Origin of the sequence: Mycobacterium sp. 20KCMC460, assembly GCF_022179425.1 — a bacterium.
In the GTDB taxonomy this organism is placed as follows: domain Bacteria; phylum Actinomycetota; class Actinomycetes; order Mycobacteriales; family Mycobacteriaceae; genus Mycobacterium; species Mycobacterium kiyosense.
Window position 1 is genome coordinate 6,222,676 of record NZ_AP025524.1, and the last position, 11,978, is coordinate 6,234,653.

Consider the following 11,978-nt stretch of genomic DNA (forward strand, 5'->3'; position numbering starts at 1 on the left):
GCCGCTTCGGGCCCATCGAGTGGGCGATCGCGAGTCGCTCGCGTCCCGGGGAGCAGTACTGCGGCGATCAGGCGATCGCGGCGGCCATCGACGGCGACACCGACAGCCCCCCGAACCCGAGCCCGGTCGCGGCTCTGTTCGGCGTCATGGACGGCCTCGGCCACGGCCCGGACGCCGCCCGCGCCGCCGAAACCGCCGCCGAGGCTCTGGCCGGAGCCCGCGGCGAGCGACTCGAGGTGCTGATCGAGCTGTGCCACCGCGTGTTGGGCGGCACCCGCGGGGTCGCCATGACGCTGGCACGGATCGACTTTCAGACCGGCCAGATGAGCTGGACCGGCGTCGGCAACGTCAGCGCCCATCTGGTCGCCAAAACCGTCAGCGGTGTCCAGAGCCGCGCCAGCGCGCGCCTGGTCGGCGGCATCGTCGGCTATCGGATACCGGAAACCCGCCCCGCACAAGTGGTTTCGATTCGGACCGGGGACCTGCTGGTGATCACCAGCGACGGTATCGCCGACGATCACCTGGAGCACCTGGATTTCGCCGCGTCGGCCAAAGACATCGTCGAACAGATACTCACCAAGCACGCCAAGGAAACCGACGACGCCATGGTGCTGGCCGCCCGCCACCGGGGGATCACGACATGAGCGCGGCGGCGGATTTCCACACCCAGTACCGGGACACTCTGCGCAGCTACCTCGACACCCGCGACGAGAATTTGCTGGCCGCCGGGCACGAACTGGGGCGCCGGGCGCTGCAGGAACAGATCAGCATGCTCGGCATCGTGGAGAGCACATTCCGGCTGCTCAACGAGCTGTCCAAGACCGGCCCCGCCGACCGGGCCGCCGCCGTCGAGTTCCTGCTGCAGACGTTGGCCCCGCTCGATGTCGCGACCCGCGGATTCTTGGATGGCGCAAAGCGTTTCGCGCAGGAGCGCGCTCGTGCCGAAGACCTGGCCGACCGCGACAAGTTCCGCACCGCACTGGTCAACTCGCTGCAGGAGGGCTTCTTCGTCGCCGACCGCAACGGCGCGGTGATCGAGATCAACAACGCCTTCGCCGAGATCCTCGGGTACGGCGCAGCGGGTCTGCCCTATCCGTGGCCGCAAGCCTGGCTGGTCGACACGGAGCGCACCTATCAGGAGCAACAGCGGCTGCGTACCGAGGGCAGCGCCGAGTACGAGATCCCGGTCCGGCACCGCGACGGGCGCCTGGCCTGGGCGGCGGTCAGCATCAACGCCGTCCGCGGCCCCGGCGACGAGGGCGATGTCTACGTGGGCACCGTCCGCGATGTCACCGCCGAACGCGCGTTCGCTGCACGGGAGAGCGCGGTGCTGCGCCTGGCCACCTCGGTAGCGGTGGCCAAGAGTGTGGCCGAGGTGCTCGCGATCACCCTCGACGAGTGCCGGGCCGCGGTGGACGTGCAGCGGGTGGTCGCGGTGATGTGGCCGGCCGGCGAAGGCGAGCCAACCGTCCAGGTCGCCGGTGATCCGCCCGAATCAGGTTGGCGCACCATGGATCCCACGCTGCGGCAGACGTTCATGGACGCCCGCCACCAGTTGCCGCTGACCGCGAAGACCGTCGAGTGGCCGGACATGCCCGGCAAGACCCGCGGCATGGTCGCCATGCTCTCGGGCACCGGGGACGTGGCGCTGTGGCTGGAGCTGGGCACGCCGCGCTGGGTCAGTGCCGAGGATCGGCTGCTGGTCACGGTCCTGATCGGTCACCTCAGTCTCGCCATCGGGCATGTCCGCCAGTTCGAGATCGCCCGCGAAACGTCACTGACGTTGCAGCGGGCGATGCAACCGCCGATGAAGCCGCCGCCGGGCTTCGCCGTTCGCTACGAACCCGCGGTGCTGCCATTGGAGATCAGCGGCGACTGGTACGACGTGCAGCCCATCGATGAGCGTCGTATCGGCATCGTCGTCGGGGACTGCGTAGGGCGCGGTTTGCCGGCCGCCGCGATCATGGGGCAGCTGCGCAGCTCGTCGCGGGCGCTGCTGCTCACCGGCGCCCGACCGGCCGTCCTGCTCGAGCAACTCGACGCGGCGGCATCCACCATCCCGGACGCCTACTGCACGACGGTGTTCCTGGCGATTCTGGACGTCGAATCCGGGGTGCTGGAATACAGCAACGCCGGCCACATGCCGGCAGTACTGGTCCGAACACAACCGGGGCCCCAAACGGTGACCACCATGCTGACCGACGCCCGTTCGGTTCCACTTGCGGTGCGCCGCAACGAAACTCGACCGCAGGCCGCCGAAGTTCTGGGGCCCGGTTCGACGCTGATGCTGTTCACCGACGGTTTGGTCGAGCGGCGACACGAGTCGATCGACGAGGGTCTGGCCCGGGTCGCGGACGTCCTGACGGATTCGGCGCACCTGCCGATCGACGCCGTCGCCGACGCCGTGCTCGAACAGCTGGCGCCGGAAGCCGGCTACGACGACGACGTCGCGATGGTGGTGTATCGCCACCAGCTGCCGCCGCTGCGCATCGAAACCGAGGCGACGGCTGACCGATTGGCCGCGATACGGCGTCAGCTGACGCCCTGGCTGGAAACGACGAACGTCTCCGAGGAGCAGGCCTCCGACATCGTGCTGGTGGTCTGCGAGGCGGCCACCAACTGTGTCGAGCACGCCTACGCCGGCCAGGACGCCGGGAAGATGCTGCTCGAGATGGAGGCCACCGACGGTGCGATCCACGCCCGTATCACCGACTTCGGCTCCTGGAAGACGCCGGCCGCCGACCCGGGCAACAGCGGCCGGGGCCTGGTGCTGATGCGGGCCATGAGCGAGTCGATGGATGTAGTGCAGGGACCGGACGGCACCACCGTGGACATCGTCTTCCGTTTGCCCGGCCCGCAGACGGGTAAAGCATGAGTGTGAATCCCACGTCGATCGCCGTCGAACCCGCCCTGCCGGCGGCGCACGGTCCGTTGTCGACGACGGTGCGCCGCACTCTGACCGCACCGGCCGCCCGCGAGCAGTCCGGCCGGATCAGCGCCGCGGTGCGCGACGCCGACCCCTACGGCCTGGACCTGCAGCTGGCCTTATATATGTGCTACGAGCTGCACTACCGGGGCTTCGCCTCGGTTGATCCGGACTGGGAGTGGAACCCCACCTTGCTGGCATTTCGTGCCGAGCTGGAGCGGGCATTCCTGGCCGGCGTGCGCCGCGACGTGGGTCCGATCGAACCCGGGCACACCGCGGCGGCCGAGATGGACGCGATCGCCGTGGAACCGAAAGACGGCAGCGGACCCTCCTACTTCCTCCGTGACCACGGCACCTGGGAGCAGATGCGCGAGTACTTCGTGCACCGCTCGCTGTATCACCTGAAAGAGGCGGATCCGCACGCATTTGCCATCCCCCGGCTGACCGGTACCGCCAAGGCGGCTTTCGTGGCCGTCGAGTTCGACGAGTACGGGGCCGGGCAGGGCAGGCGGATGCACCAGCAGCTGTTCGCGGACCTGATGGATGCCGCCGACCTGGATTCGACGTATCTGCGCTACCTGGACGTGGTGCCCGCCGAAACGCTGGCGGCGGTGAACTTGATGTCACTGTTCGGCCTGCACAGAAAGCTGCGCGGCGCGGCCGTTGGGCATTTCGCTTCCACCGAGATCACCTCACCGCCGGGCTCACGGCGGATGGTGCAGGCGCTGCAGCGGATGCAGGCCCCCGAGGCGTGCGTCGAGTTCTACCGCGAGCACGTGGAGGCCGACGCGGTACACGAACACGTGGTACGCCGAGACGTGGTGGGCGATCTGGTGACGCGCGAACCGCAGTTGGACGGCGACATCGTGTTCGGCATTCGGGCGCACGCCCTGGTGGAGGATCGGTTGGCCGACGTGCTGATGGCCGCGTGGGCGCGCGGCGAAAGTTCGCTGCGGCGTCCGCTCAGCTGAGCATTTCTTTGACCTTGGCGCTGCGGCATCTGCGGTGGCTGGTGTCGCACAACGGGTAGTCCTGGCTGCGCCGGCAGGTGCAGATCGCCACCATGAACCGGTCGGATTCGACGACACCGCCGTCGGGCATCTCGATACGCACCGGGCCGGAAACCAGCACCGGCCCGTTCGGCACCACCTGTACCCGGGTGGTACTCACGGCTTGTCGGCCCTGATCACCACGAGTTCTTCGGTGCGGCAACCGGATTCGATCTGACCGGTCTCCTCCAGCCAGGCGGCCCGCGCCGTCAGGACCGGACCGAACGGAATCAGCCGCCGGGCCACCACATCGGCTTGCATACCGGCGGCGCGCAGCGCATCCAGCGTCCGCTGCACTCCGGCCAGCGCGGAGTGCACCAGGAGTGCGGATCCGCCCCGCCGCAACAGTTTCGGCGCGGCCGCACACAGCGGGTCCAAGATGCTTCGGCCGTCGGGCCCGGCGTTCCACGCCCATGAGGGTCCCGCCGACGCCGGAATCAGGTCCGAGTCGTCCACCGGCGGAGTGGGCACATAAGGCGGATTGGAGACCACCACGTCGAACGGACCCTGCTCGATGGCGAGTGCCCAAGAGCCGTGCCGCACATCGACTTCCACTCCGGCCTGTGCGGCGTTGCCGCGCGAGTGACGCACGGCGTGCGGGCAGATGTCCAGTGCGGTCACACTCGCGCAACCCATCTCGGCGGCGGCGATCGCGACGAACCCGGTGCCGGTGCACAGGTCGATGACGTGGCGCCCCGCGATCACGCCGGTGCGGCGCATCGTGTCGACGAGTAGGTGGGAATCGTGCTGCGGCTGGTACACCGGTTCGGCGACCAGTGAGTCTCCCGGCGCAGGGTACGTGATCGTCACGGAAAGCCTCTCTGCCTTTGCCGTGGCGGTCACGGCCCTGCCGTTTTAATGCCCGATTATCAACGGGTTAAACCGGACGCGGGACGCTGCACCGGCTGCGGCACTACTGCGACGAAGTCGCTTCTGCCTGCGTCAATTGCCGAAGAAGTGCCGAGCAGAACGCGTCCAGATCTTTCGGGGAGCGACTGGTGATCAGGTTGCCGTCCACCACTACTTCCTCGTCGAGGACTCGGGCGCCGGCGTTGCGGAGGTCGGTGCGGATACTCGGGTACGAGGTGAGACTACGGCCCGCGACCACACCGGCTTCGACCAGCGTCCACGGGCCGTGGCAGATCGCCGCCACCGGCTTGCCGGATTCGACGAACTGCCGCACGAACGCGACCGCGGAGTCGTCGAGTCGCAGCTTGTCCGGATTGACGGTGCCGCCGGGCAGCACCAGCCCGTCATAGTCGCTCACCGATGCGTCCGCGACCGTGCGGTCGACTGGAACCGTTCCGGCCGGCTCCAGGTCGTGATTACGTGCCTGGATCTCGCCGTCCTGCAGCGACACCAACTCGACCTGCGCGCCGGACTTGGTCAGCTCCTCGCGCGGCCGCTCCAGTTCGATCTTCTCCACGCCGTCGGCGGCCAGAATCGCAATCTTCTTGCCGTGTAGGTCATTTGACATGGTTTTGTGCTCCTCTAGGGATTCAGCACCACCTTGGTGCAACTGTCCTGCTTGTGTTTGAAGATCTCGTATCCGTGCGGGGCCTGGTCGAGTCGCAGATGATGGCTGATGATCACTGCGGGGTCGATCTCACCATTGCGGATTCGCTCCAGCAGCGGCCGCATGTAGCGGTGCACATGGCACTGCCCCGTTCGGATGGTCAACGAGCGGTTCATCACCGCACCGATCGGGAACTTGTCCATCAGGCCGCCGTACACCCCGAGGATCGAGATCGTGCCGCCGTTGCGGCAACTCATCACCGCTTCCCGAAGTGCATGTGGCCGTTCGGTTTCCAACCGGACCGCCTGCTTGACGCGGTCGTAGGCGTCGATCGCCGACGAACCGTTGCGGGCTTCCATACCGACGGCGTCAATGCATTTGTCGGGTCCGCGCCCGGCGGTCAGTTCCCGCAGTTCTTCGAGCACCGAGGTTTCGGCGAAGTTCAGCGGCGTCGCGCCCAGGCGCTGCGCGAGCTCCAGCCGGTACGGCACCCGATCGATGGCGATCACCTGCCCGGCGCCCAACAGCAGGGCACTGACGATCGCGAACAGGCCGACCGGCCCGGCGCCCCACACCGCCACCACCTCGCCCGGCGCGATGTCGCACATCTCTGCCCCCATGTAGCCGGTCGGCAGAATGTCGGACAGAAACAGCGCCTGGTCGTCGGTGAGGTCGTCGTCGATCTTCAGCGGCCCCACATCCGCGAACGGCACCCGTACGTATTCCGCTTGCCCCCCGGCGAATCCGCCCAGCATGTGCGAGTAGCCGTACAGGCCGGCCGGTGAATGGCCCATCAGTTTCTCGGCGATTCCCGCGTTCGGGTTGGAGTTCTCACACAGTGAATACAGTTTGCGCTGGCACGCCGAACACGCCCCGCAGGCGATGGGGAACGGGACGACCACCCGGTCGCCGACGGCCAGGTTGTCCACTCCCTTGCCCACCTCGACCACTTCGCCCATGAATTCGTGACCCAGCACGTCGCCGTGCTTGACGGTGGGAATGTAGCCGTCGTAGAGATGCAGATCCGAACCGCAGATGGCGGTCGAGGTGACCCGCACGATGGCGTCTCGGTCGTTGAGAATCTTGGGGTCCGGAACCGATTGCACCTCAACGCTATTGCGTCCCGCCCAGATGGTGGCTTTCATCACTACCCTTCCCGGCCGACCGGCTGAGCGGCCTGCTGATGCATTTGCCGGAACGCAACGGTGCCGTCCGGGGATCCGTCGGAACGCATCACCTGACCCGTTTCCAGGATCTGCTTGAACCGCCGCAGATCGTCGTTGACTTGCTGGTCCGGCGACTCCCCGAGCAATGTCGCCACCGCCTTGCCCAGCGCCCCACCCGGCAACTGATATCCGATGGTGACGCGGACCTCGGTGCCGTTGCCCGAATTGTCGGGGGAAAATTCGACACTTCCGCTGTTGGCGATGCCCGAACCGGGCAGTGACTGCCAGGCGATGCGTTTGCCGGGCTGATCTTCGACGATCTGTGCATCCCATTGCACCGGCTGCCCGATCGGTGCGTTGGCTACCCAATGCGTCCGGCCGTCGGGGTCCTCGGTCACCGACTCGAGGTGATACATGAAGCGGGGCAGGTTGGCGAGGTCGCGCCAGAACCGGTAAACGTCATCAGGGGAACGCATTACGGTGACGGCCGCGCGCAACGAATAGTGCCGTTGGCTGCCGGCGTGACGGGGCTGCTCGTCGCCGCGGGAGGTGCACAGCGCGGCGTACAGATCGACACCGCCGATGGCCGCGAGCGCGATTGCGGTGACGGCACCGCGACGACGTGTTCCCGGTGCACGACGGGCAACACCGACCGCGAGCACCGCGAGGTCCAGGACGTCGCCGGCGACCCGGGTCCACACCGTCTGCGGCGGGCCGACCAGAAGTGCTGCGCCATGGCCGCATTCGCGCACCCCGAGTGCTCGGATGACCGCCCTTGACCGCCGGGTGTCCTCGACGCCCGCGACGGCCGCTACGCCCGAGGGCGCCAGGATTTCGGACAGGCCCAACACCCAACTGGCTACTCCGAGGCCCTTTACCAGGGTTGCGGTCCGGTCCGTTGTGGAATCAGTCATCGCCAAGCGATACCCGCGCGTTGGTCGCCCAAACTCGCGCTCCTCAGTTCGACGCGCTTCGGAGCGCGTCGAGCAGGGGCTCGGCGGCTTCCTTCAAGAACAATTCCTGGTGTTGGCCGCCGATCTGAATGAGCGCTATATCGCTGAAGCCGGCCTCCCAGTAGGGCTTTACCGCTTCGACGATCGCGTCCAGGTCCGGGCCACAGGGAATGCTGTCCGCGACGTCCTCGGGGCGCACGAATTGGGTCGCCCCGGCGAACCCTGCTGGGGTGGGCAGGTCGGCGTTGACCGTCCAGCCGCCGGCGAACCAGCGGAATTGCTCGTGCGCGCGCTCGATCGCGGCCTCGCGGTCGGGGTCCCAGCAGACCGGTATCTGGCCCACTACCCGTCCGGCGCCGGGCCATCCGGTCCCTTGGCGCGCCACATGCCAGGAGTCGACCAGTTCTTTGTCGGGCTGCACCGCGACCAGATGGTCTGCGAGCTTGCCGAATTTCTCCACGCCCTTGTCGCCCGCCATGGCCACGGCGATGCCGGGTGGCACCTCGGGCAGATCCCACAGGCGGGCGGAATCCACCTGGAAGTACTCGCCGCGCCAGTTCACCAGTTCGCCGCCGAACAGCTCGCGGATGATCTTGATGGCTTCGCGCAGCATGTCCTGCCGGCGCTCGATGGCGGGCCAGCCCTTGCCGACCACGTGTTCGTTGAGGTTTTCACCGCTGCCCAGACCGAGGGTGAACCGCCCGTCAGCCAGGATCTGCACGGTGGCCGCCTGCTGCGCGACGACCGCCGGGTGGTACCGCATCGTCGGACAGGTGACATAGGAGTAGAGGTCCACCCGCTCCGTCGCGTGCGCCACCGCACCCAACACGGCCCACGCATTGGGCGCGTGGCCCTGCGAGGTCAGCCAGGGTGAGAAGTGATCGCTGCAAACCTCGAAGTCGAAGCCGCGCTGCTCAGCCGTAACAGCATCGCGCACAAGGTCTTTCGGGCCGCATTGCTCCGTCATCAGGGTATAGCCGAACCGTGCCATCTTTCTCGGGTACCCCGGGCAGCGGGGCGCAAACGGCTGTGCGTCAGAAGGGTGGTGGTTCGTCGTCGGGCGGGGCGGGGCCGGCGTGGCTGAGGTAGCCGACGTCTCCGGCGGTGCGGGTGGCGAGGCGGGCTTGGCGGTTGTGGCGGCGTTCGGCGGCGATGCGTGCCGCGCGGTCTTGGGCGCGGGTGCGCCGGCGCTTGGGCATCATGGCGGTGCGCTCGGCGCAGTAGTCCGCCGGTAGTGGGGTGTCGGTCTCGGGGCTGGGCATCCCGCCGACGGCGGCGCACAGGCTGGGGAACAGCAGGGCGCTGCCCGGCGTGGTGACGTGAGTGTCGCCGGCCGGGGAGGTCAGGATCAGGGTGCCGTCGGCGAGTTGTTTCTCCCGCCAACCCCAGAAGGTCTTCACCAAATGATGTGTGCGGCAATAACATTTGAGGTTCCCGGCGTGGGTGGGCCCACCCTGGGCATACGGGATGGTGTGGTCCACATCGCAGCGGGTCGCCGGCACATCGCAGCCCGGCCAGCGGCACGTCAAGTCCCGGCACCGCACGAAATCGGCCAGCGCCTTCGACGGCACATGCCCCGGCTCCGGGGGCCGGTAGCCGGGGTGGATCAGCGGTACCTGGGTGGCGCCCGCGGCCAGCTCGGCCAGAATTTCGGGGGTGATCAGCCCCTCGGCGCACACGTGAGTGACGAGCCCGGGCCTGCCGTCCAGCGCGGCCTGCTCGGCGATGACGTGAATGACCGTCGGTGCGGCCGCGGTGCGCTTCCCCGCGGTGCACTCGGTGCGCCCGCAGCGACACCCCAACCGATCCGCCCCGCCGGCCAGCGCCCCCAGGGCATCCGCGCGTCGCTGATCGGGGCTGCGCGGATCCTGCGGGCACACCGTGGCCGCCAACGCGCTCAACCGCTCCTCCAACGCCCGCGCATCCGGGGTGAACAACGCGCCCTCGACATAGGTGACGCCGTCATGATCGGCGGTGAACTCGACCCGACGGCCCGCCGCGCGCTCCTGGCGCCGGCGCACCGCATCAGCGTCGACCTGGGCCACGATCGAATCCACCTTGCCGCCCAACCGCCCCGCGGTCAACGACGGCCAGCGGGTCAGATTGGCCGCGATCAGCCCGTCCACCCGGGCCAGCACCTCGGGATCGGTGAGCAACTCGGTGCGCGAGACCACCGTGGCGAACGCACAGAAATCGATCTCCCCCGCCGCGAACAACGCACCCACCTTCGGCACCCGCTCGCGCATCGCACGCGCCCAGTGCAACTTGGTCTGCGCACGGCGCTGGCTGATCCGCAACCCCGCCGCCACCTCCGCAGCCACGGCCTCCATGGTGTCGATGGCCCAATCCTCGGTCTCCGCCGAGCGCGCCAACCGATCCGCGAACAACCCACCGATCGCCACCAACTGCGCCGCCGCCGCCTGATTCTCCACCCGCCCGGCCGCACAGATCCCCGCCATCCAGCCCCGAGTCTGCTCCGTCTGACCCGCCAGCGCCTCACGATGATCCATCACGCCGTCCATATAGGCGCGAAACCGCGCCAACTGCTCCTCGGAGTCGGCACTCCCCGAGATTGACTCGAACATGTGTTCGATTGTAGCAGAATCCGCCGACCACGCTCAGCGGCCCAGACGTAACCCCAGATCAGAGCCGGTCTTTGACTGCCGACGACAACCGTGAACCGTCAGCCTTCCCCTCGGCGATCCCGGTGGCGACCTTCATCACCTGGCCCATCTGCTTCATGGTGGGCCGATGCCCAAGCGTCTCGGCCACCTGGGCGATCGCGGTCTCCACGACGTCGACCACCTCGGCGTCGGTCAGCGGCGTCGGCAGATATGCATCGATGATGCGCGCCTCGGCGTGCTCGTTGGCGGCCAACTCACCGCGCCCGTTCTGGGTGTAGATCTCGGCCGCCTCGCCGCGCTTGCGGGACTCCTTGGCCAGCACCTTGAGCACGTCGTCGTCGCTGAGTTCTTTGGCCTGCTTACCCGAGACCTCCTCGGTCTGGATCGCGGCCAGCACCATGCGCAACGTCGCCGTGCGCAACTTGTCCTGCGTCTTCATCGCTTCGGTCAGGTCCGCCCGAAGCCGGGCTTTCAGTTCCGCCATACCTGAGACGCTAGACCTACGTTGAGAAATGCAGCGACCGCCTACAGGATGGACCCCATGACGAACGACGACAGCCGCTTCCTGCAGTGAGCACGCTGCCGCCTGGTTCCCCGGGAGGACCCCCGCCCGCCTACGGGCCACCGCCCGCCTACGGCCCGTCCCCGGCCTATGGCCCGCCCCCCGGTTACGGCCCGCCCCCCACCTACGGCCCACCGCCGGGCTACGCCACCCCGCCACCGGGCTACCAAGTCCCGCCGTTCGGCTACGGCCCACCACTCATCCCCGGTGCCGTCAAACCCGGCATCATCCCGCTGCGCCCCCTGACGCTCAGCGACATCTTCAACGGCGCCGTCGGGTACATCCGCGCCAACCCCAAGCCCACGCTGGGGCTGACCGCGGCAGTGGTGGTCGTCGTCCAGGTCATCTCGCTGCTCGCTACCCTCGGGCCGCTGACGGCCATCAACGACTTCGGATCCGGCCGATCCGAGGCGAAGACGGCCGTACTGGTCGCATACCTGGGCACGGTGGCCGGCAGCGCCCTGGTCGCCTGGCTGGGCGGCATCCTGCTCAGCGGAATGCTGACCGTGGTCGTCGGACGGGCGGTATTCGGATCCCCGATCACCGTCGGGGAGGCCTGGGCCAAGGTGCGTGGTCGCCTGCTCGCGCTGCTCGGACTGGCTCTGCTGGAGGCCGCCGGGATGGCGGTCGTCGTCGGGCTGGTGGTGGTGATCCTGGTCGGGGTCGGGGTGGCCGCCAATGCCGGCGTGGCCGTCCTGCTCGGCTTCCCACTGCTGCTACTGGTGCTGGTGTTGCTCGTCTACGCCTATACCGTGCTGATGTTCGCCCCGGTGCTGATCGTGCTGGAAAGAATGCCGGTGTTCGACGCCATCACCCGATCGTTCGCGCTGGTGCGCAACGGCTTCTGGCGGGTCCTGGGCATTCGTCTGCTGGCGAGCCTGGCGGTGGGCCTGATCGGCGGCGCCATCTCAGCGCCGTTCAGCATCGTCGGCGAGATCTTGACGATGGGCGGCACCGGCGTCACCGCACTTCTCGCCGGCACCACGCTGACCAGCATCGGCAGCGCCATCAGCCAGATCGTGACCGATCCGTTCCTGGCCGGCGTGGTGGTGTTGCTCTACACCGACCGGCGGATTCGTGCCGAGGCGTTCGACCTGGTACTGCAGTCGGGCGCCGCTGGTGGACCCGCCGCGGGGGCATCCACCGACAACCTGTGGCTGACCCGGCCGTTCTGACGAGAGC

Annotated in this window: 12 protein-coding genes; 4 read left to right on the plus strand and 8 right to left on the minus strand. The window is 68.1% G+C overall.

From position 1 onward, the window contains the following. Positions 1-14: 14 nt before the first annotated feature. The 3 genes from MKCMC460_RS28825 to MKCMC460_RS28835 are packed head-to-tail and all read left to right on the plus strand — an operon-like array spanning position 15 to position 3,897. The gene (locus MKCMC460_RS28825) at positions 15-644 is read left to right on the plus strand and encodes a SpoIIE family protein phosphatase (protein WP_370653207.1); all 630 of its coding nucleotides are present in this window, start codon (positions 15-17) and stop codon (positions 642-644) included. After that, positions 641-2,875: a SpoIIE family protein phosphatase gene (locus tag MKCMC460_RS28830; protein WP_236978712.1), complete on the plus strand. Its 2,235-nt coding sequence runs from the start codon at positions 641-643 to the stop codon at positions 2,873-2,875. Before MKCMC460_RS28825 ends, MKCMC460_RS28830 begins: the two co-directional genes overlap by 4 nt. Further along, entirely contained in the window at positions 2,872-3,897 is a 1,026-nt protein-coding gene (locus tag MKCMC460_RS28835) for an iron-containing redox enzyme family protein (protein ID WP_236978713.1), read from the plus strand. Before MKCMC460_RS28830 ends, MKCMC460_RS28835 begins: the two co-directional genes overlap by 4 nt. Here the strand turns inward: MKCMC460_RS28835 and MKCMC460_RS28840 are convergent. From MKCMC460_RS28840 to MKCMC460_RS28875, 8 genes are all read right to left on the minus strand, one after another. Continuing rightward, a complete protein-coding gene (locus tag MKCMC460_RS28840; protein WP_236978714.1) occupies positions 3,890-4,096 on the minus strand; it encodes a CDGSH iron-sulfur domain-containing protein in 207 nt (68 codons plus the stop codon). The genes MKCMC460_RS28835 and MKCMC460_RS28840 overlap by 8 nt on opposite strands. Beyond that, positions 4,093-4,785 (minus strand): HemK2/MTQ2 family protein methyltransferase, encoded by a 693-nt coding sequence (locus MKCMC460_RS28845; protein WP_236978715.1) that lies wholly within the window; start codon positions 4,783-4,785, stop codon positions 4,093-4,095. Before MKCMC460_RS28845 ends, MKCMC460_RS28840 begins: the two co-directional genes overlap by 4 nt. A 103-nt stretch (positions 4,786-4,888) precedes the next feature. Beyond that, positions 4,889-5,452, minus strand: coding sequence for a type 1 glutamine amidotransferase domain-containing protein (locus tag MKCMC460_RS28850; RefSeq protein ID WP_236978716.1), 564 nt, complete (start codon positions 5,450-5,452; stop codon positions 4,889-4,891). A gap of 14 nt (positions 5,453-5,466) precedes the next feature. Then, positions 5,467-6,636 carry a zinc-dependent alcohol dehydrogenase gene (locus tag MKCMC460_RS28855; RefSeq protein ID WP_236978717.1) on the minus strand — a complete coding sequence of 390 codons (1,170 nt, stop codon included), beginning with the start codon at positions 6,634-6,636 and terminating at the stop codon, positions 5,467-5,469. Positions 6,637-6,638: 2 nt separating this feature from the next. Then, positions 6,639-7,571, minus strand: coding sequence for an SRPBCC family protein (locus tag MKCMC460_RS28860; protein ID WP_236978718.1), 933 nt, complete (start codon positions 7,569-7,571; stop codon positions 6,639-6,641). Positions 7,572-7,614: 43 nt separating this feature from the next. Continuing rightward, complete coding sequence (locus MKCMC460_RS28865) at positions 7,615-8,601, minus strand: LLM class F420-dependent oxidoreductase (protein WP_236978719.1); 987 nt, start codon at positions 8,599-8,601, stop codon at positions 7,615-7,617. A 43-nt stretch (positions 8,602-8,644) separates the two neighbouring features. Further along, entirely contained in the window at positions 8,645-10,195 is a 1,551-nt protein-coding gene (locus tag MKCMC460_RS28870; protein ID WP_370653047.1) for an HNH endonuclease signature motif containing protein, read from the minus strand. 58 nt (positions 10,196-10,253) lie between these two features. After that, positions 10,254-10,718 (minus strand): GatB/YqeY domain-containing protein, encoded by a 465-nt coding sequence (locus MKCMC460_RS28875; RefSeq protein WP_236978721.1) that lies wholly within the window; start codon positions 10,716-10,718, stop codon positions 10,254-10,256. 86 nt (positions 10,719-10,804) lie between these two features. On the opposite strand from MKCMC460_RS28875, the gene MKCMC460_RS28880 reads away from it, so the two are divergent. Continuing rightward, on the plus strand, positions 10,805-11,971 hold the full coding sequence (locus MKCMC460_RS28880) for a hypothetical protein (RefSeq protein ID WP_238305140.1): 1,167 nt from the start codon (positions 10,805-10,807) through the stop codon (positions 11,969-11,971). Positions 11,972-11,978 lie beyond the last annotated feature (7 nt).

Excerpts from the sequence above, each read along its gene's own strand:
- MKCMC460_RS28860 (WP_236978718.1), bottom strand. The coding sequence starts at position 7,571 with ATGACTGATTCCACAACGGACCGGACCGCAACCCTGGTAAAGGGCCTC.
- MKCMC460_RS28850 (WP_236978716.1), bottom strand. The coding sequence starts at position 5,452 with ATGTCAAATGACCTACACGGCAAGAAGATTGCGATTCTGGCCGCCGAC.
- MKCMC460_RS28855 (WP_236978717.1), bottom strand. The coding sequence starts at position 6,636 with ATGAAAGCCACCATCTGGGCGGGACGCAATAGCGTTGAGGTGCAATCG.
- MKCMC460_RS28875 (WP_236978721.1), bottom strand. The coding sequence starts at position 10,718 with ATGGCGGAACTGAAAGCCCGGCTTCGGGCGGACCTGACCGAAGCGATG.
- MKCMC460_RS28870 (WP_370653047.1), bottom strand. The coding sequence starts at position 10,195 with ATGTTCGAGTCAATCTCGGGGAGTGCCGACTCCGAGGAGCAGTTGGCG.
- MKCMC460_RS28865 (WP_236978719.1), bottom strand. The coding sequence starts at position 8,601 with ATGGCACGGTTCGGCTATACCCTGATGACGGAGCAATGCGGCCCGAAA.
- MKCMC460_RS28835 (WP_236978713.1), top strand. The coding sequence starts at position 2,872 with ATGAGTGTGAATCCCACGTCGATCGCCGTCGAACCCGCCCTGCCGGCG.
- MKCMC460_RS28830 (WP_236978712.1), top strand. The coding sequence starts at position 641 with ATGAGCGCGGCGGCGGATTTCCACACCCAGTACCGGGACACTCTGCGC.